Genomic DNA, 17,274 nt, shown 5'->3' with positions numbered 1-17,274 from the left:
GCCTCCCCAGGCAGAGAGCTAATTATTAGTCTGAGAGCGGGAAGGCAACAATATGACTCATCGAGACTAATCAATGGCGTGGCGTGTCACGCGTGTCAACCACGCGCTTTTGGTCAGCCGGCATCCCGATGCAATCTGTGACGGGCGGCGCATCGGGATGCCTTGCCGGCTTTCGACGCTCAGCGATGGATCAGCGAGAGTTCGCTGATGATGCAGACCGAACCGTCAGTGGCCGGTGTTGCATCGGTGTAGTCAACCTGGTTGTAGATGCCGCCGTGGAATTCGAACAGGCGCGACGCCCAGGTGCTGTCGAGCTGTAGATCGCCGGATGCGCCGGACACCCCGTTGCATTTGGCCATTACATTGACCACGCCGGCAGACGTGGTGTGGATGCTCACGTTGAACTTCGCCCCCAGAGGCACGCCTTTGAGCACGGTCGAGTTTACCGGGTCGGTCTGATTGTAGGTGCGCCGAAACCCCAGGGTAATGTTGCCTTTGTTCCAGAACACCTTCACCGGCGGGCTGTCATCCCCACGCACGTGCATCTGGGCGATCACCACCTTTTGCGCCGCGTTGACCTTGGTCAGCGTCATGGTTTGGCGGTTCCAGTGATCCTGGTCGCTGGTTAGTGTCCAGTCTTCGGTTTCTGTCCATTCGCAGCGGGTCCTGTGGGTGCTTTTGCTCGAAGCACCTTTGGTCGGCGCTGAAAGCTGGATCGAGCCATCGCTGAGCACCTTTACCACACTCGGCAATCGCGCGATCGCTTCGGCACCGTTGAGTTCGAGCGCTACAGGATTGGTTGAGGAGACCGCCACCGGGGTGGCGAGGGTGAGGTTGCTGATGTCTACGGCCATGGGAGCTCCTGACGAAAAAGTGGCTTGAATGACGAACCGTTCCGGCAGCCTTGCATCTGGCTGTCGAAGTAAAAATTAGCCTTAAGCTAAAATGCGGTCAATAGCGAATAGCTAAATAAATTTCGCTTTGAGACAAATTACCTGCTGGCGAAATTTTTCTGCGGCAGGGCTTTACGCTGGATTTGGCGGTGAGATAAGCTTTCTCTGAATACTGTACGAATATACAGCTATCAGGATGAGCATATGTCTAAGCACATGAAGGCAGCAGCCCAGCAGCACCAGGAAATGACCGGAGTAGAGCGGCTTGGCCTGCGGGTGTCGTCGATGATCAACCACCCGCTCGCGCAGACGCAGCGTTGGGTCGTTGTGCATCGTCTGGATACCGACGGTGATGCCGAATGGGAGGAGGTGATGGGCCTGCTGTCCGACACGCCCGAGTTGGACCTGACGTTCAACGACGACGAAAGCGTCACCGTGCGCTGGCAGCGCAGCAGTGTGGAAGAGCGTGACGACTTTATCGTTGAGCAGTACAGCAAGGAGGAGGTTGAAGTGCCGGCGCCTTTCTGAGCGTTATGCAAAGCCCGCCTGGGTGGCGGGCTTCGGCTTCATACCAGGTGCGCATTCCACACCAGTAGCACTCTGGCCTGAATGTAGGTTTCTTCCCGGCGAATCATGCGGTCCTTGTGCCGCGAGTTGTCGGAAATCATCTCGAAGTGGTCATCGTCAGCGATCTGCAATCGCTTGATGTAGACGTGGTCGCCCCAGGAGAAGAAGTAGATACCATCGCCGACAAACTCGCGGATGCTGACATCGACGATCAGCGGGTCGCGGTGCTTGATGGTCGGCTCCATCGACTGGCCCCAGCCTGTGATCATCTTCAGGTGGTGGTGTTCAGTGAACGCCACACCCAGCTCGCGCAGATGGCTGGGGCTGACGCGAACGTCCTTGAACATTTCGGGGTAGTCGTGGGGGATCTGGCCACCGCCCATGGCGGCCCGCACATCGTAGTGGGCAATCCACACTTCGTCACCGACCAGGCCAGGGCGAACAAAGTCAGCCTTTATCAGCGTGGCATCCTGCGGTTCTTCTGCAGCAGCCAGCAACCGTTGCCGGGTTTCCTCAGGGATACCCTTACCGCTTCTGGCCAGCATCTGCTTTACCAGGTCGGCCGCCGAAAGCTTGCCTTCGCCCGCTTCGACCGACGCCTGCACGGGGTCGCCTGCCGACAGTGCGTCGAACCAACCCCGCGGCAGGCCTTCGATGCCCTCGATTCTGCGGGCCACGTCATCGCCCAGGTTTTTCGCGGTCTTGTCGGAAAGGATCTGGCTCAGGTGTGCAGGCGCCATCCCCCAGCGCTCTGCGCAGGATCCCTTTTTCTGGCTGCCGATGAGCTTGACCAGGTTGTGCTTGCGAATGTCGTAGATGTCCATAGGGCGAAGCATGCCAGTGTTTAGCTCGCTGCTAAATGTACGCATGGCTAAATTAGCTCTTGTGACAATGTTAGCTGTAGGCTAAATTAAATTCATCAACAAGGAAAGCCCGTGAGGCATTTTTGTCCAGGGCTCGTCGCATCATCATTTGTAATGAGGTTTACATGGATCCGACCGACCTCGGCCCGGGCACAGTCACTTGGCTGAGCGGTACGGGCACTGTGTTGCTAGGTGCATTTCTGTGGCTGCGCAAGTGGTTGTCCAGGGATGCAGCCGAGCGTGCGATGGACAGCGCAGATATTGCAGTCATCCGCCGCCTGACCGAGCTGCTGGACATTGAGCGGGACGCCCGTAGGGAGGCAGAGGCCAAAGCGGATCAGCTCGCCAGGGAGCGCAACGAGTTGGTGCTGACCGTAGGGCGGCTGCAAGGCAAAGTGCTGGCGCTGACCAGCCAGCTGGGCCGTAGCGCCCAGCGTTGAGGCAACGCTGAGGTGACAGGGCCGGGCAAAAAAAAGCCCACCAGATTGGTGGGCCATAAGGGCGTAGGGAGCAACGCACAACAAATTCGGATCAGGCGACCAAGGTGCCTGGTTGCAACTGTTCAGCCAGCGCCTGCGCTGAGGCAAGGGATGGCATCGGGCCGCTCACGGCTTCGCCGTTGCGCACCAGGTACCAGCACGCCAGCAGGCCCTGCTCACGCAGTGAAGTGGGGACGGCGCTGCCGACAACGGACATGATCTGGATAGTGGCCATGAGGACCTCCTGTGAAACATGGCTCTACCATACGCAGCGGCCTGGTCGGTTTGAAATCAACTTCCTCGATAGTGGTCATTAGTTCTATCAACCGTTACCAGCGCGGCGGGCCGTAATACACCGGCGGCGGGCCGTAGTAGGTGCGGTAGACCGGGGGCGGTGGCGCCGGCGCGTAGTAGGGCTGGTAGTACACTGGCTGCGGCGGCGGTTGCACGTAGACCGGCGGCGGCCCGTAATAAACTGGCTGGCGTTCGACGTACACTGTACGGTCACGCCCGCCATAAACCGTTGCGCCGACCACGGCGCCGACCACCGCCGCACCCAGCAGCGGGCCCGGCCCATACCAGCCACCGCCGCCATGGCCGCCGCCGTGGGCAGCAGCGGGCCCGCTGATGGCCAGGGCACCGACCAGCAGGGCGATTCCGGGAATGTGACGGTTCATAGAGCAACCTCGCAGAGAAACCCCACGTACGGGGCCTTACTAATATGACTCCAGTCTCTGTCAGCTGAGCACAGGGGAACGGTAAAGGTTGTGTAAGGGACGACCAGTGGTTGCCTCTGTTACGCTGCGAAAACGTTTCAGTTATGACAAAGGAGCAGGTTATGTCGACAACCCCCAGCAGGGATACCGTGCTGTGCATCTCCCTGGCCGGCCGCCCCGGCACCTTCGGCGTACGTTTTCACAACCACCTCTACCAGCAGCTGGGCCTGGACTTCTACTACAAGGCCATGCGCACCGATGACCTGCCTGCGGCGGTGGCGGGTATCCGCGCGCTGGGTATCCGCGGCTGCGGCGTGTCGATGCCGTACAAGGAGGCCTGCATGGCCCTGGTCGACGAAATCGACCCGTCGGCGGCGGCCATCGAGTCGGTCAATACCCTGGTCAATACCGATGGCCACCTGAAGGCCTACAACACCGATTACCTGGCTGTGCGCCAGTTACTGGCGCAACATCAGGTCGATGCGGGCACCGCCTTTGCCCTGCGGGGCAGTGGTGGCATGGCCAAGGCGGTGGCCAGTGCCCTGCGCGATGCCGGCTTTGCCGAAGGCATCATCGTTGCGCGCAACGAGCAGGCTGGTCGGCAGTTGGCGGATGTGTGTGGTTATCGCTGGCTGCCTGAGCTGGGCGACATCTGCCCGCCGATGCTGGTGAACGTGACGCCGATCGGGATGGCAGGCGGGCCGGAGGCCGAGGATTTGGCGTTTTCCGAGAACGCCATAGCGGCGGCAGAGCGGGTGTTCGATGTGGTGGCGCTGCCGGCGCAGACGCCGTTGATCCGCCGGGCCCAGGCGCTGGGCAAGCCGGTTATTACCGGGCTGGAGGTGATTGCGCTGCAGGCGCTGGAGCAGTTTGTGCTGTACACCGGAGTACGGCCGACGCGGGCGCAGGTGGATGCCGCAGTGGCTTCCGCCCGGGACATCTAGGTACTCCTGTGCAGGCCCTTTCGCGGCTAAAGCCGCTCCCACAGGTACAGCGCAGCATCTGAAACCTGTGCGGTACCTGTGGGAGCGGCTTTAGCCGCGAAAGGGCCAGTACTGGCTACAACAAAGTCAGAACACCTTGTGCCCGTCATCCAGCTGCTGGTCGACCAGGGCCCGGCCATGGGCCAGCGACACATGCTGCGCATTCTCAAGGTCGGAGAAAAACTTCATGGGCATCGACAGGCGCTTGCTGGTGTGCCCGTCGGGTGCGGTGATCAGGCAGCCGGCGGCATAGGGCAGGGGGGAGTCGGGGTGGGGCATCACGCTGGCGGTGATGGTGTGCTCGCGGTATTCACAGTGAAGAGATTGCATCGTCCTTACCTCGCTGTGGCATGTGAAGCAGTTACCTTCATATACCACAGCAAGGGGCCGGGAGTTCCCGGCCCGACGAGCGAACGCAGACGAACGCTTAGCCTTTGAGCTCGGTCGGCTGGATCACTTCGACCCAGTAACCGTCCGGGTCCTTGACGAAGGCCAGGTGGTTCATGCGCCCGTCCTGCAGGCGTTTCTGGAAGGGTACTGCCAGTGCTTCGAAGCGCGCACAGGCGGCGCGCACATCCGGCACCGAAATGCAGATGTGGCCAAACCCGCGCGGGTCGGTGTTGCCGTTGTGGTAGGCGAACTCGGCATCGTTTTCGGTGCCGTGGTTGTGGGTCAGCTCCAGTACGCCAGGGATCGACTTCATCCACTGATGGCGTGCCGCGTCATCGGCGGGAATCTGTGCCGGGTCGACCAGGGCCAGGAAGTACAGGCTGAAGGCGGCTTCCGGGAAGTCGCGCTTGTCCACCAAGCGGAAGCCCAGCACGCGGGTGTAGAAGTCCAGCGACTTCTCGATGTCCTTGACCCGCAGCATGGTGTGGTTGAAGACGAACTGGGCGGTAGCGGCATCCGGTTGGGCGGTGACGCCAGGCAGGGTTTGCAGATCGTGCAGGCTCATGGGAACTCCTGAGACGGGGCCGGCGCAAGGCACCGGCAAAACAGACAGGCTGGCCATGATACGGCAGTGCGCTGATTGCGCAAATGAAAGCGCCCTGCACAAGGCAGGGCGCTGGAATTAGAGGCCCGCATGTGCGGGCGCGTGGGGTCGCTAGTCCTTTAGCTGTCTCGATACTGAGCCAGCCCTTGTGAAAAAAGTGTGAAGCAAGTGTGGACGTTTCATCAGCGTACCCAGCTTTCTACCGTGGCGCCCCCGTACTGTTCTTTCCAGGCCTTGAGGCCCCGGTGGTTGCCACCTTTGGTCTCGATCCGCTCGCCGGTATGCGGGTTCTGATAAACCTTGACCACGCGCGGGCGGCGCTGTTGCTTGGGCGCTGTGCTGGTAGCCCTGCTCACCGCCTTGGGGTCGAGGATGGCGATGATATCGCGCAGGCTCTTGTCATAGCTTTTCATCAGGCCGACTAGTTTCTGCTCGAATTCGATTTCGCGTTTGAGGCCGGCATCCTTTTTCAAGGCTTCCAGTTGCGCCATCTGCTCCTGGAGCGCTTTTTCGGCAGCACGAAACTCTGCAAGTCTGGACACTGTAATCACTCCTGTACGTCTGTCGTGGCAGGGCGTGACGAACATTGAATACGCATAAAACGCCAGCCACGCGGGTGGGTTCCGCTGTTCGCTGATATCGAGTGTAGTCATTCATGGGTACTGGGTAAACTGCTAACTTTTGTAAGTAAGGCGGGAACTTTCCTAGTTTTGCGTGCGGTATTTTCCGGGTTTTTTGGCCTTGCCCTTCGGCACGTTTAGACCATGGTCCAATGGCCTGTGCCAGAGCCTTTGCGCGATCATTTCAGATGATGGCCGGCGATTGTTCGGCCTAGTCGCAGTGCCGTGGCCAGTTCGTGCCACAGTGTGTTAACTCGCCTTTGATTCTGGATGTTTCCTCGCATGTTTGCCCCTTTCCCCCTCGCCCCCGGGCGCCGTGTTGCCGGCCTGTTCCTGTTGTGTGCCGGCGTCAACGCCCAGGCTGCCGGTTTTCTTGAAGACAGCAGTGCCAAGATTGAAGCACGCAATGTCTATTTCAACCGGGATTTCCGTGACGGCCACAGCAGTTCCAGCCAAGGTGCGTCCAAGCGGGAAGAATGGGCACAAGGTTTCATCCTTAATGTGCAGTCGGGTTATACCCAGGGCCCGGTAGGTTTTGGCGTGGATGCGCTGGGCATGTTCGGTTTCAAACTCGACTCCAGCCCGGCCGACAGTAACAGTGGCTTGCTGCCGTCTTCCGGCCACGATCCGCGGCACTCGGCTGACCAGTACGCGAAGATGGGCCTGGCGGCCAAGGTCAAGGTGTCCAATACCGTGCTCAAGTACGGTTCGATGATGCCGGATGTGCCGCTGCTCAAATACAACGATGGCCGCCTGCTGCCCACAATGTTCCATGGCGCCATGCTCACCTCTGAGGAAGTGCGCGACCTGAAGCTCACCCTGGCCCGCCTGGACAAATACACTGCGCGGGATTCCACCGACCGCCAGGATATTCGCGTGCACTGCAAGAACAAGCGCTATGCCTGCGATATCGAAGCCGACCACTTCGACCTGGCCGGTGTCGATTACCGCTTCAACGAGCGAATCAGTGCCCAGTACCAGGTGGCCAAGCTGGAAAACATCTACCGCCAGCACTTCCTCGGCCTGGTCGCCAGCCAGCCGTTGGCGGTGGGCAGCCTGTCGGCCGATCTGCGCCTGATCAAAAGTGATGACATTGGCAATGCCCGCGCCGGTGCAATCGACCATCGTGCCTTCAGCGGCATGCTCGGCTACAGCCTGGGTGGCCACAAGATCAGTGCCGGCTGGCAGCGGATGTACGGCGACAGCGCCATGCCGTACCTGGATGGCAGCAACCCGTACCTGGTCAACTATGCCCAGGTCAACGACTTCGCCGCCGCCCAGGAGCGTTCCTGGCAGGTGCGTTACGACTATGACTTCAAGGCGCTGGGTGTGCCCGGCCTGACATTCTTCACCCGATACATCAACGGCGACAATATCAAGGTGCCGGGCAGCAGCGCCGAAGGCAAGGAATGGGAACGCGACACCGAGTTCAAGTACCAGGTGCAAAGTGGCACTTTCAAGGATGTCAGCGTGCGTCTGCGTAACTCGACTTACCGCAGCAACTACGAAAAGTGGGCACGTGACATGGATGAGACACGGGTCATTGTCAGCTACAACTTCTCGATCCTCTAAACGGGCGTTTTGCCAAATACCGGCGGCCGCCTGACAATGGCTGCTGGTTCCCGCAAAGGGCAGGGCGATGAAAGACCTGTTGTTGATCGGCATCGGTGCGGGTGACCCGCGCCAGGTCACTTATGAAGCAGTCGATGCGCTGCGTAGCGCCTGCGTGTTCTTCGTGCTCGACAAGGGCGACGACAAGGATGAGCTGGTTCGCCAGCGTAAGGCCATTCTGCAACGCTACCGTCCCGAGGGTGGTTATCGCCTGGTGCAGGTGGCCGACCCCGTGCGCGATGGCCAGGCGGATGATTACCTGGGCGCGGTGCAGGACTGGCACAGGCAGCGTGCTGCGCTGTATGCCCAATTGATCGAGCTGGAAGTTGGCGACGGGGAAGCCGGCGCCTTTCTGCTGTGGGGCGAGCCAACCCTGTACGACAGCACCCTGCGCATTCTCGAGCTGGTCCGCGAGCGCGGCGTGGCGCTGCGCCTGCGCATAATCCCGGGTATCAGCAGCGTGCAGGCGCTGGCGGCGCGTCATCAGGTGCCGCTCAACCGCATCGGCGAGCCGCTGACCGTGCTGCCAGGGCGGCGCCTGGCCGGGCAGAGGCCTATCGACAATGTGGTGGTGATGCTCGACGGGCAGGGCGCGTTTGCCCAGCTGGATGACCCGGAACTGGTTATCTACTGGGGGGCTTACCTGGGGACCGAGGATGAAGTGCTGATTGCCGGGCCATTACTGGCGGTGAAGGCACGGATACTGGAAGTGCGTGAGCAGGAAAGGCGGCGCAAGGGGTGGATCATGGATACTTACCTCTTGCGCAGGGAGTTGTGAGGTGTGTTGCCTGTGCCGGCCTCTTCGCGGGTGAACCCGCTCCCACAGGGGCAGCGTAACCCTGTGGGAGCGGGTTTACCCGCGAAGAGGCCAGAACAGGCAACCCCAATCTCAAACCGGACCGAGAATGGCCACCACCTTGTCCCGCAATTGGTCGATGCTGAACGGCTTGCCGATCAGGTGCATGCCCTCGGGCACATTGATGCTGTCGGCATAGCCACTGGCGAACAGCACGGGCAGCAGCGGGCGCAACTCGCGCGCTTTACCGGCCAGCACTTCACCGCGCATGTCCGGCAAACCCACATCGGTCATCATCAGTGCCAGTGTCTGGCTTGGGTCTTCGAGCACCCGCAGCGCGGCTGCGGCGTCTTCTGCTTCGATGACCGAGTAGCCCAATTCGTCGAGCACTTCGACCATCAGCATACGGACGATGTCGTCATCTTCGACTACCAGAAGGTGCATGGTTCGGGTCCTGTGCAATGAATGTCTTTAATCTGTGCACCGGTTGGCAGCAGAAGTTCCCGAGGATACCGATCCCTGCAATCAGATGGAACGTTTGGCGCACACCACCTTCAAATAGCGGCTAAATGCCCTGCCAGACCCGGTAAAGCTGGTTAGACTCGCTTATCAGGACGGCGCAGTGGCAGATAACAACAACGATTGATCCGCCACTCTTTTCCAATGGACTTTTCTTGCTCGGGCGTTTTCACATGATTCAAGCAGCCTCGATGGACCAGCGAAGCTTTCGCAAGCTGTTGAGCCGTAACATCGGCCTCCCCCTGGGGGTGGGCCTGCTGGGGGCCGTGGCCTTCGTCGCGGTAATCAATTACCTGCTTTCGGCCATGCAGTGGGTCGAGCACACCGACCGCGTGATCGGCAATGCCAACGAAACGGTCAAACTGTCGATCGACATGGAAACCGGCATGCGCGGCTTCCTGATCACCGGCGACGAGCGCTTCCTCGACCCCTACGAGGTGGCCAAGCCACGCATTCTCGGCAGCCTGCAAAGCTTGCGCGGCATGGTCGAGGACAACCCGCAGCAGGTCGACCGCATCGACCGGCTGATTGCCCTGCAGCAAGCCTGGAACACCTTCGGCAGCGAGATGATCGCCCTGCGCCGCACCCAAGGGGACTATCAGGCCTCGATCGGCAATGGCCGCGGCAAGCGCCTGACCGACGAGATCCGCAAGGAATTCGACGGCCTGATCAGCACCGAGCAACAACTGCGCATGGCCCGCAACGAAAAGGTCAGCAGCGTCACCGTCACGGCCATTTCGGTGTTCGTGCTGTTCATCGTCGGCCTCAGTGGCTTGCTGGCCTACCTGGGCCGCCGCGACTTGCTGGCGTTGTCTGGCAGCTACGAAGAAAACGCCAAGGCCCAACAGCGTGCGGCCGAGCGCCTGGAGCACCAGGCGTGGCTGCGCAACGGGCAGACCCAGTTGGCCGAGCAGGTCCTGGGCCAGCTGACCTTGCCCATGCTCGGTGACAACATCCTGCGTTTCTTTGCCGCTTACATGGGTAGCGTGGTGGGGGCGGTGTATGTGCGCGATGAGCATGGCCGCCTGGTGCGGGTGGCAACCTATGGCCTGGATGCTGAAGAGCAGGCCCGGGAGCAGGTAAAGGCCGATCATGACGGGCTGCTGGCGCAGGCTGTGCGCGAGGCGCGCTTGCTGTGCCTCGAAGACCTTCCCGCAGACTACTACCGCCTGAGTTCCGGCCTTGGCAGCGGTCTGCCACGCAACGCCCTGCTGATGCCGGCGATCGACGATGGCGGGATCAACGGTGTGATTGAGCTCGGCTTCCTGCGGCCTCTGGAGGCGCGCGACAGCGAGATGATGGAGCGCCTGGGCGGCAACCTCGGCATGTCCATCGAAAGCGCCCGCTATCGCCAGCGCCTGCAGGAAGTGCTGGCCGAGACGCAACAGCTCAACGAAGAGCTGCAAGTGCAGCAGGAAGAGCTGAAGACCGCCAACGAAGAGCTGGAAGAACAATCCCGCGTGCTCAAGGAGTCCCAGGCCCACCTGGAAACCCAGCAGGCAGAGCTGGAACAGACCAACGAGCAATTGTCCGAACGCACCGACGCGCTGGACCGCAAGAACGACGAACTGGTCCAGGCCCAGGAAGAGCTGCAGGCGCGGGCGGACGAGTTGCAGCGTTCGAGCAAGTACAAGTCCGAGTTCCTCGCCAACATGTCCCACGAACTGCGTACGCCACTGAACAGCTCGCTGATTCTGGCCAAGCTGCTGTCGGAAAACGCCGAGGGCAACCTGAGCGATGAGCAGGTCAAGTTCGCCGATTCGATCTACTCGGCCGGCAACGACCTGCTCAACCTGATCAACGACATTCTCGACATCGCCAAGGTCGAGGCCGGCAAGCTTGAAGTGCGGCCCGAAACCACCCAGGTGGTACGCCTGGTCGAAGGCTTGCGCGGTATGTTCGAGCCGTTGGCCGGGCACAAGGGGCTGACGTTCGAGGTCACTGCAGAGGCGCAGGTGCCGGCCACCCTGTTTACCGACCGCCAGCGCCTGGAACAGATCCTCAAGAACCTGCTGTCCAACGCCATCAAGTTCACTGAACGGGGCACGGTCAGCCTGAGCATCGGCTACCAGCCCGGCACTGGCATCGTATTTGCCGTGCGCGATACCGGTATCGGCATTGCGGCTGACCAGCAGCAGGCCATTTTCGGTGCGTTCCACCAGGTCGATGGCACCAGCAACCGCCGCTATGGTGGCACCGGCCTGGGCCTGTCGATCTCCCGTGACCTGGCGCACTTGCTGGGCGGGCAGATCAACGTCGACAGCAGCCCCGGCCAAGGCAGCGTGTTCAGCCTGATCCTGCCGGAGCGCTATGAAAGTGACGCGCAAGATGTTGAACCCCTCAGCCTGCGCCCGGCCGTCGACTCGCTGCCACCGGCCCCGCAGGTGCCGGTATTGGCTGCGCCGAAACGCGCGGTTCAGGCCTTTGACGACGACCGCGAGCTTGCCCCGTTCAGCAACCGCTGCATCCTGGTGATCGAAGACGAACCGAACTTCGCCCGTATCCTGTTCGACCTCGCGCATGAACTGGGTTACAGCTGCCTGGTTGCGCAGGGCGCCGACGAAGGTTTCGAGCTGGCCGCCCAGTACATCCCTGATGCGATCCTGCTGGACATGCGCCTGCCCGACCACTCCGGCCTGACTGTACTGCAGCGCCTGAAGGAGCTGGCCGGCACCCGGCATATCCCGGTGCATATCATTTCTGTCGAAGACCGGGTCGAGGCCGCCATGCACATGGGCGCCGTCGGCTATGCAGTCAAGCCCACCAGCCGCGAAGAGCTCAAGGAAGTGTTCGCCCGCCTGGAGGCCAAGCTGACTCAGAAACTCAAGCACATCCTGCTGGTGGAAGACGATGACCTGCAGCGCGAGAGCATTGCCCGCCTGATCGGTGACGACGATGTCGAAATCACCGCCGTGGCCATGGCCCAGGACGCCCTGGAGCTGCTGCGCGAGAACATCTACGACTGCATGATCATCGACCTCAAGCTGCCCGACATGCTCGGCAACGAGCTGCTCAAACGCATGACCGCCGAGGATATCCGGTCCTTCCCCCCGGTGATCGTGTATACCGGCCGCAACCTGACCCGCGAAGAAGAAGCCGACCTGCTCAAGTACTCGCGCTCGATCATCATCAAGGGCGCACGTTCGCCAGAGCGCTTGCTGGACGAAGTGACGCTGTTCCTGCACAAGGTCGAGTCGCAGCTGTCCAACGAACGCCAGCGCATGCTCAAGACCGCACGCAGCCGCGACAAGGTGTTCGAAGGCCGCAAGATACTGCTGGTGGACGACGATGTGCGTAACATCTTCGCCCTCACCAGCGCCCTGGAGCACAAGGGCGCCATCGTCGAGATCGGCCGCAACGGGCGTGAAGCCATCGAGCGCCTGGAGCAGCATGACGACATCGACCTGGTGCTGATGGACGTGATGATGCCGGAAATGGACGGCTTCGAAGCCACCCGGCTGATCCGCCAGCAACCGCGCTGGCGCAAGCTGCCGATCATCGCCGTGACGGCCAAGGCCATGAAGGATGACCAGCAGCGTTGCCTGCAGGCCGGTGCCAATGATTACCTGGCCAAACCGATCGACCTGGACCGCTTGTTCTCGCTGATCCGTGTTTGGTTGCCGCAACTGGAGCGAATTTGACTAGCGAACGTAACACCGACATTGAAATCCGCTTGTTGATCGAGGCCATCTACCTCAAGTACAGCTACGATTTCCGCAACTACTCCGGCGCTTCGATCAAGCGCCGGATCCTGCACGCGCTGCGCCAGTTCGACTGCCTGACGGTGTCGGCGCTGCAGGAGCGCGTGCTGCATGACCCCGGCATGTTCATGCAGTTGCTGCAGTACCTGACGATCCCGGTCAGCGAGATGTTCCGCGACCCGGGGCACTTCCTGGCGCTGCGTAACGAAGTGGTGCCGCTGCTGCGCACCTGGCCGTCGATCAAGGTGTGGATTGCCGGCTGCAGCACGGGTGAGGAGGTGTATTCCATGGCCATCCTGCTGCGCGAGGAGGGCCTGCTGGACCGCACCATCATCTATGCCACCGACATCAACCCGCATTCGCTGGACAAGGCCAAGCAGGGCATCTACTCGATGCAGAGCATGCGCGAGTACGCCGAGAACTACCGCATCGCCGGTGGGCGCAGGGACTTTTCCGAGTACTACACGGCGGCCTATGGCAACGCCATCATGGACAGCACCCTGCGTGACAATGTGACCTTCGCCGACCACAGCCTGGCCACCGACAGCGTGTTTTCCGAAACCCAGCTGGTGTCGTGCCGCAATGTGCTCATCTATTTCAACAAGGAACTGCAAGACCGTGCGCTGGGCCTGTTCCACGAGTCCTTGTGCCACCGCGGTTTTCTGGTGCTGGGCAGCAAGGAGTCGGTGGACTTCTCCGCCTACAGCGACCATTTCGAGCCGCTGGTGAAACCCGAACGGATCTATCGCAAATCATGAACGGCGTGCGTGCAGTGGTAATCGGTGCCTCGGCAGGCGGCGTGACGGCGCTGTTCACGGTGCTGGGCGGGTTGCCGGTCGGCTTCAGCGTCCCGGTACTGTGCGTGCTGCACCTGCCGGATAACCGCCACAGTCAGCTGGCTGCAGTGCTGCAGCGCCGCCTGCACCAGCCGGTGCACGAGGCGCAAGACAAGGAGCCGCTGCGCGCCGGGCATATCTACGTGGCCGGGCCGGGCTACCACCTGTCGGTGGAGCGCGACTTCACCGTGTCGTTGAGCCAGGAGCCGCCGGTGCATTTTTCCAGGCCGGCAATCGACTACCTGTTCATGTCCGCGGCCGACGCCTACGGCGACAGCCTGCTTGGCGTGCTGCTCACCGGTGCCAATGAAGATGGGGCCCAAGGGCTTGCCTATATCAAGAACAATGGGGGCCGGACCATCGTCCAGGACCCCCGTGACGCACAGGTGGCGCTGATGCCGGAGGCCGCCCTGGCCCTGCACCAGCCCGACCATATTCTTTCTCTGAGTGGCATCGAGCAGTTGCTCGCTGCCCTGGAACCCTGCGCATGCTAAGCCACACCATCGCCAAATTGCTGATCGTCGACGACCTGCCGGAGAACCTGCTGGCCCTCGACGCCCTGATCCAGGGCGAAGACCGCGAGGTGCACCAGGCCCAGTCTGCCGAAGCTGCGTTGTCGCTGTTGCTCGAACACGAGTTCGCCCTGGCCATTCTCGATGTGCAGATGCCGGGCATGAATGGCTTCGAGCTGGCCGAACTGATGCGTGGCACGGAAAAGACCCGCAATATCCCCATCGTCTTTGTGACCGCTGCCGGGCGCGAGATGAACTATGCCTTCAAGGGCTACGAGAGCGGTGCGGTTGACTTCCTGTACAAGCCACTCGATACCTTGGCGGTGAAGAGCAAGGTGTCGGTGTTCGTCGACCTGTACCGCCAGCGCAAGGTGCTCGACCGCCAGTTGCAGGCGTTGGAGCGCAGCCGTCAGGAGCAGGAGCTGCTGCTGGCCCAGCTGCAGACGGCGCGAGGTGAGCTGGAGCATGCCGTGCGTATGCGCGATGACTTCATGTCGATCGTCTCCCACGAGGTGCGCACCCCGCTCAATGGCCTCATCCTGGAAACCCAGCTGCGTAAGCTGCACCTGGCGCGTGGCAACCTTGCTGCCTTCAGTGGGGACAAGCTGCAGGCCATGGTCGAGCGCGATGAGCGGCAGATCAACAGCCTGATCCGCCTGATCGAAGACATGCTCGATGTGTCGCGCATCCGTACCGGCAAGCTGTCGCTGCGGCCCAAGGCTTGCGACCTGTGCCAACTGGTGCGTGGCCTGGTGGAGAACTTTGCGGCCCAGGCCACTGCACTGGACACGCATATCGAACTGCAACGCTGTGAGCCATTGCAGGGTGAGTGGGACGAATTTCGGATTGAACAAGTGGTGGCCAACCTGTTGTCCAATGCCTTGCGTTACGGTGAACGCAAGCCGGTAACGGTGCGCGTGTTCGCGCAGGGCGGCCTGGCATGCGTGCAGGTGCAGGACCAGGGCATCGGCATTGGCGCGGCCAACCAGCAGCGCATCTTCCAGCAGTTCGAGCGGGTCGCTACCCAGCAGGCCATTGGCGGGTTGGGGTTGGGGCTGTATATCTCGGAACAGATCGTCCAGGCCCACGGCGGGCGCATTCAGGTCGAAAGTGAAGAGGGCAAAGGCGCAACCTTTACCTTGCAATTGCCGCTGGCTACATTCGAACAACAAAACGACCAGGCGCGGGCAACCTCTGCGTAAGCCTGGGGTCTGATGGCCAACTGTAAGAATTTCAAGGCGTTAACATGAGTGAAGATGCACAAGATGTGGTTTTGGTCGTCGAGGATGAACCGGCGATTCGCATGATTTTGCGTGATTACCTGGCAGGTGAGGGGTACCACGTGCTGGTGGCCGAAGATGGCGAACAGGCGTTTGCCATCCTGGCCAGCAAACCGCACCTGGACCTGATGGTGACGGACTTCCGCCTGCCGGGTGGCATCTCCGGGGTGGAGATTGCCGAGCCCGCGGTGAAGCTGCGCCCCGACCTGAAGGTGATCTTCATCAGTGGCTACCCGGCGGAGATTCTCGAGTCGGGCAGCCCGATCACCCGCAAGGCACCGATCCTGGCCAAGCCGTTTGACCTGGATACCTTGCACGAGCAGATCCAGGCACTGCTGCGTTAGAGCTGATGGCCCTATCGCCGGCAAGCCAGCTCCCACAGGTACTCTGCAGGCCTCAAAATCTGTGCAGTAAGTACCTGTGGGAGCTGGCTTGCCGGCGATAGGGCCGGTGCAGGCTATCGCAGGGTCCGTTCTATACCCCCCATCAACATGCTTTCCATCAACCCCAAGCCCTGTTCCTCGGGCAGTGCCTTCAACATCCCCGGCAACTGGTTCAGCAGCGTCGCCACCACATGCGCCGTGGCCACCAATGCCTCCCCCTGCAACTTCGCCTGCGGCGCGATCAGCCTCAGCAACCCCGCCTCATAACGCTTGCGCGACAGCGCCAGCCGCGCCCGCTGGTCGTCGCTCAGGCAGCACAGGTCCCGCTCGGCCAGTCGAAACTGCATCGGCCGCTCGGCATGCAGTTGCCAGTGCGCCGCAATCAGGCAGCCCAAGGCCGACGCCCCGCGGGCCATGGCCCTACGGCCCTGGTCCAGGGTGGCCTGCAGTTCTTCGTACAACTCCTCGATCAAGTCGTACAGCAGGTCCTGCTTGCTGGGAAAGTGGTGGTACAGCGAGCCCGCCGTCAGCCCCACGTGGGCTGCCAGCTCGCGCATGCTGACCTGGCCAAAGCCCTTTTCGGCAAACAGCGCCATGGCACGGTCACGTCGCTCTTCAAAGCTGGCACAGCGCATTGCGGCATTGACCGGGGGCATGGCGGCTTGTCCTCAGTAGGTGAAGAAACCGCGGCCGGTCTTGCGCCCCAGCCAACCGGCCGCGACCATTTCCTTGAGCAGCGGGGCAGGGCGGTACTTGCTGTCGCTGAAGCCTTCATGGAAGGCCTCCATGATCGCCAGCAGGGTGTCCAGGCCGATCAGGTCGGCCAGGGCCAGCGGGCCGATCGGCTGGTTGCAGCCCAGGCGCATGCCGGTGTCGATGTCCTCGGCGCTGGCCAGGCCTTCCTGGCGCACGAAGATCGCTTCGTTGATCATCGGCACCAGAATGCGATTGACCACGAAGCCTGGGCGGTTGCCGGCGGTGATCGGCGTCTTGCCGACCTTTTCGGTCACCACCAGCGCCTGGGCGTAGGTGCTGTCGCTGGTTTGCAGGCCACGGATAATCTCGACCAGCGCCATCATCGGCACCGGGTTGAAGAAGTGCACGCCAATGAAACGCTCGGGGTGTTCGATGCTGGCGGCCAGCTGGGTGACCGACAGCGACGAGGTGTTGGTGGCGATCAGGCAGTCGGCGGCGACGTTGGCGGCCACTTGCTGCAGGATGCGCTGCTTGAGCTGCAGGCTTTCGGTGGCGGCCTCGATCACCAGCTGCGCGCTGGCGAGCTGGGCGTAGTCGGTGCTGGTGCGGATGCGCGTTTTTGCCGCCGCCGCCTTGTCCGCATCCAGGGTGCCTTTGCTGACCTGGCGCTCGAGGTTCTTGCTCAAGGTAGCCACGCCGCGCTCCAGCGCCGCGTCGGAAACGTCCACCAGCAGCACCTGGTAGCCGGCTACTGCACACACCTGGGCAATACCGTTGCCCATGGTGCCGGCGCCGATCACGGCGATTTGTTCAATGCTCATGTGT

At 61.6% G+C, this 17,274-nt stretch carries 20 protein-coding genes; 10 read left to right on the top strand and 10 right to left on the bottom strand.

What is annotated here, in order from left to right; translation table 11 throughout:
* Positions 1 to 179 precede the first annotated feature (179 nt).
* Complete coding sequence (locus tag ABOC32_RS20905) at positions 180 to 854, bottom strand: polysaccharide lyase family 7 protein (protein WP_426808682.1); 675 nt, start codon at positions 852 to 854, stop codon at positions 180 to 182.
* Positions 855 to 1,097: 243 nt separating this feature from the next.
* Here ABOC32_RS20905 and ABOC32_RS20900 point away from each other — a divergent pair, with 243 nt between their 5' ends.
* Positions 1,098 to 1,421 carry a DUF1654 domain-containing protein gene (locus ABOC32_RS20900; protein ID WP_426808681.1) on the top strand — a complete coding sequence of 108 codons (324 nt, stop codon included), beginning with the start codon at positions 1,098 to 1,100 and terminating at the stop codon, positions 1,419 to 1,421.
* 38 nt (positions 1,422 to 1,459) lie between these two features.
* Here ABOC32_RS20900 and ABOC32_RS20895 read toward each other — a convergent pair whose 3' ends face one another.
* The gene (locus tag ABOC32_RS20895; RefSeq protein ID WP_426811636.1) at positions 1,460 to 2,284 is read right to left on the bottom strand and encodes a S24 family peptidase; all 825 of its coding nucleotides are present in this window, start codon (positions 2,282 to 2,284) and stop codon (positions 1,460 to 1,462) included.
* Between the two features lie 164 nt (positions 2,285 to 2,448).
* On the opposite strand from ABOC32_RS20895, the gene ABOC32_RS20890 reads away from it, so the two are divergent.
* Complete coding sequence (locus ABOC32_RS20890; RefSeq protein ID WP_426808680.1) at positions 2,449 to 2,763, top strand: chemotaxis protein; 315 nt, start codon at positions 2,449 to 2,451, stop codon at positions 2,761 to 2,763.
* Between the two features lie 91 nt (positions 2,764 to 2,854).
* Here the strand turns inward: ABOC32_RS20890 and ABOC32_RS20885 are convergent, their stop codons facing one another.
* Together ABOC32_RS20885 and ABOC32_RS20880 are read right to left on the bottom strand one after the other, a co-directional pair.
* Entirely contained in the window at positions 2,855 to 3,037 is a 183-nt protein-coding gene (locus tag ABOC32_RS20885; protein WP_016499110.1) for a hypothetical protein, read from the bottom strand.
* Between the two features lie 94 nt (positions 3,038 to 3,131).
* Complete coding sequence (locus ABOC32_RS20880; protein ID WP_426808679.1) at positions 3,132 to 3,479, bottom strand: hypothetical protein; 348 nt, start codon at positions 3,477 to 3,479, stop codon at positions 3,132 to 3,134.
* A gap of 161 nt (positions 3,480 to 3,640) precedes the next feature.
* Here ABOC32_RS20880 and ABOC32_RS20875 point away from each other — a divergent pair, with 161 nt between their 5' ends.
* Positions 3,641 to 4,462, top strand: a complete 822-nt coding sequence (locus ABOC32_RS20875; protein ID WP_426808678.1) for a shikimate 5-dehydrogenase — start codon at positions 3,641 to 3,643, stop codon at positions 4,460 to 4,462.
* A 126-nt stretch (positions 4,463 to 4,588) separates the two neighbouring features.
* Here the strand turns inward: ABOC32_RS20875 and ABOC32_RS20870 are convergent, their stop codons facing one another.
* From ABOC32_RS20870 to ABOC32_RS20860, 3 genes are all read right to left on the bottom strand, one after another.
* A complete protein-coding gene (locus tag ABOC32_RS20870) occupies positions 4,589 to 4,831 on the bottom strand; it encodes a hypothetical protein (protein WP_043196135.1) in 243 nt (80 codons plus the stop codon).
* 97 nt (positions 4,832 to 4,928) lie between these two features.
* Complete coding sequence (gene gloA, locus ABOC32_RS20865) at positions 4,929 to 5,456, bottom strand: lactoylglutathione lyase (protein ID WP_426808677.1); 528 nt, start codon at positions 5,454 to 5,456, stop codon at positions 4,929 to 4,931.
* 221 nt (positions 5,457 to 5,677) lie between these two features.
* A complete protein-coding gene (locus ABOC32_RS20860) occupies positions 5,678 to 6,037 on the bottom strand; it encodes a histone-like nucleoid-structuring protein, MvaT/MvaU family (protein WP_043196132.1) in 360 nt (119 codons plus the stop codon).
* Positions 6,038 to 6,397: 360 nt separating this feature from the next.
* Between ABOC32_RS20860 and ABOC32_RS20855 the strand changes: the two genes are divergently transcribed.
* Both ABOC32_RS20855 and cobF read left to right on the top strand, forming a co-directional pair.
* Positions 6,398 to 7,687 (top strand): OprD family porin, encoded by a 1,290-nt coding sequence (locus ABOC32_RS20855; RefSeq protein WP_426808676.1) that lies wholly within the window; start codon positions 6,398 to 6,400, stop codon positions 7,685 to 7,687.
* Between the two features lie 67 nt (positions 7,688 to 7,754).
* Positions 7,755 to 8,504, top strand: a complete 750-nt coding sequence (cobF, locus tag ABOC32_RS20850) for a precorrin-6A synthase (deacetylating) (RefSeq protein WP_426808675.1) — start codon at positions 7,755 to 7,757, stop codon at positions 8,502 to 8,504.
* 111 nt (positions 8,505 to 8,615) lie between these two features.
* Here the strand turns inward: cobF and ABOC32_RS20845 are convergent, their stop codons facing one another.
* Positions 8,616 to 8,966: a response regulator gene (locus ABOC32_RS20845; RefSeq protein WP_426808674.1), complete on the bottom strand. Its 351-nt coding sequence runs from the start codon at positions 8,964 to 8,966 to the stop codon at positions 8,616 to 8,618.
* 248 nt (positions 8,967 to 9,214) lie between these two features.
* On the opposite strand from ABOC32_RS20845, the gene ABOC32_RS20840 reads away from it, so the two are divergent.
* Genes ABOC32_RS20840 through ABOC32_RS20820 form a run of 5 tightly spaced genes read left to right on the top strand, consistent with a single transcriptional unit; the run spans position 9,215 to position 15,714 of the window.
* Entirely contained in the window at positions 9,215 to 12,682 is a 3,468-nt protein-coding gene (locus ABOC32_RS20840; RefSeq protein ID WP_426808673.1) for a response regulator, read from the top strand.
* The gene (locus ABOC32_RS20835) at positions 12,679 to 13,500 is read left to right on the top strand and encodes a CheR family methyltransferase (RefSeq protein WP_426808672.1); all 822 of its coding nucleotides are present in this window, start codon (positions 12,679 to 12,681) and stop codon (positions 13,498 to 13,500) included. The genes ABOC32_RS20840 and ABOC32_RS20835 overlap by 4 nt, the downstream gene beginning before the upstream one ends.
* Positions 13,497 to 14,072, top strand: coding sequence for a chemotaxis protein CheB (locus ABOC32_RS20830; RefSeq protein ID WP_426808671.1), 576 nt, complete (start codon positions 13,497 to 13,499; stop codon positions 14,070 to 14,072). The genes ABOC32_RS20835 and ABOC32_RS20830 overlap by 4 nt, the downstream gene beginning before the upstream one ends.
* Positions 14,066 to 15,292 (top strand): hybrid sensor histidine kinase/response regulator, encoded by a 1,227-nt coding sequence (locus ABOC32_RS20825; RefSeq protein WP_426808670.1) that lies wholly within the window; start codon positions 14,066 to 14,068, stop codon positions 15,290 to 15,292. The genes ABOC32_RS20830 and ABOC32_RS20825 overlap by 7 nt, the downstream gene beginning before the upstream one ends.
* A gap of 44 nt (positions 15,293 to 15,336) precedes the next feature.
* Positions 15,337 to 15,714 (top strand): response regulator, encoded by a 378-nt coding sequence (locus tag ABOC32_RS20820; RefSeq protein ID WP_009686481.1) that lies wholly within the window; start codon positions 15,337 to 15,339, stop codon positions 15,712 to 15,714.
* A 113-nt stretch (positions 15,715 to 15,827) separates the two neighbouring features.
* Here ABOC32_RS20820 and ABOC32_RS20815 read toward each other — a convergent pair whose 3' ends face one another.
* Together ABOC32_RS20815 and ABOC32_RS20810 are read right to left on the bottom strand one after the other, a co-directional pair.
* Positions 15,828 to 16,409, bottom strand: coding sequence for a TetR/AcrR family transcriptional regulator (locus tag ABOC32_RS20815; RefSeq protein ID WP_426808669.1), 582 nt, complete (start codon positions 16,407 to 16,409; stop codon positions 15,828 to 15,830).
* A 12-nt stretch (positions 16,410 to 16,421) separates the two neighbouring features.
* Positions 16,422 to 17,270, bottom strand: a complete 849-nt coding sequence (locus ABOC32_RS20810; protein ID WP_426808668.1) for a 3-hydroxybutyryl-CoA dehydrogenase — start codon at positions 17,268 to 17,270, stop codon at positions 16,422 to 16,424.
* Positions 17,271 to 17,274: the final 4 nt, after the last annotated feature.

Origin of the sequence: Pseudomonas sp. WOUb67 (assembly GCF_050058005.1) — a bacterium.
In the GTDB taxonomy this organism is placed as follows: Bacteria; Pseudomonadota; Gammaproteobacteria; order Pseudomonadales; family Pseudomonadaceae; genus Aquipseudomonas; species Aquipseudomonas putida_R.
Note: the sequence above shows the minus strand (reverse complement) of the source record. Positions and strands in the feature narration are given on the sequence as shown.

Bases quoted from the DNA above. Each gene is read 5' to 3' on its own strand.
- ABOC32_RS20905 (WP_426808682.1), bottom strand. From the start codon at position 854: ATGGCCGTAGACATCAGCAACCTCACCCTCGCCACCCCGGTGGCGGTC.
- ABOC32_RS20900 (WP_426808681.1), top strand. From the start codon at position 1,098: ATGTCTAAGCACATGAAGGCAGCAGCCCAGCAGCACCAGGAAATGACC.
- ABOC32_RS20895 (WP_426811636.1), bottom strand. From the start codon at position 2,284: ATGGACATCTACGACATTCGCAAGCACAACCTGGTCAAGCTCATCGGC.
- ABOC32_RS20890 (WP_426808680.1), top strand. From the start codon at position 2,449: ATGGATCCGACCGACCTCGGCCCGGGCACAGTCACTTGGCTGAGCGGT.
- ABOC32_RS20885 (WP_016499110.1), bottom strand. From the start codon at position 3,037: ATGGCCACTATCCAGATCATGTCCGTTGTCGGCAGCGCCGTCCCCACT.
- ABOC32_RS20880 (WP_426808679.1), bottom strand. From the start codon at position 3,479: ATGAACCGTCACATTCCCGGAATCGCCCTGCTGGTCGGTGCCCTGGCC.
- ABOC32_RS20875 (WP_426808678.1), top strand. From the start codon at position 3,641: ATGTCGACAACCCCCAGCAGGGATACCGTGCTGTGCATCTCCCTGGCC.
- ABOC32_RS20870 (WP_043196135.1), bottom strand. From the start codon at position 4,831: ATGCAATCTCTTCACTGTGAATACCGCGAGCACACCATCACCGCCAGC.
- gloA (WP_426808677.1), bottom strand. From the start codon at position 5,456: ATGAGCCTGCACGATCTGCAAACCCTGCCTGGCGTCACCGCCCAACCG.
- ABOC32_RS20855 (WP_426808676.1), top strand. From the start codon at position 6,398: ATGTTTGCCCCTTTCCCCCTCGCCCCCGGGCGCCGTGTTGCCGGCCTG.
- cobF (WP_426808675.1), top strand. From the start codon at position 7,755: ATGAAAGACCTGTTGTTGATCGGCATCGGTGCGGGTGACCCGCGCCAG.
- ABOC32_RS20845 (WP_426808674.1), bottom strand. From the start codon at position 8,966: ATGCACCTTCTGGTAGTCGAAGATGACGACATCGTCCGTATGCTGATG.
- ABOC32_RS20840 (WP_426808673.1), top strand. From the start codon at position 9,215: ATGATTCAAGCAGCCTCGATGGACCAGCGAAGCTTTCGCAAGCTGTTG.
- ABOC32_RS20830 (WP_426808671.1), top strand. From the start codon at position 13,497: ATGAACGGCGTGCGTGCAGTGGTAATCGGTGCCTCGGCAGGCGGCGTG.
- ABOC32_RS20825 (WP_426808670.1), top strand. From the start codon at position 14,066: ATGCTAAGCCACACCATCGCCAAATTGCTGATCGTCGACGACCTGCCG.
- ABOC32_RS20820 (WP_009686481.1), top strand. From the start codon at position 15,337: ATGAGTGAAGATGCACAAGATGTGGTTTTGGTCGTCGAGGATGAACCG.
- ABOC32_RS20815 (WP_426808669.1), bottom strand. From the start codon at position 16,409: ATGCCCCCGGTCAATGCCGCAATGCGCTGTGCCAGCTTTGAAGAGCGA.
- ABOC32_RS20810 (WP_426808668.1), bottom strand. From the start codon at position 17,270: ATGAGCATTGAACAAATCGCCGTGATCGGCGCCGGCACCATGGGCAAC.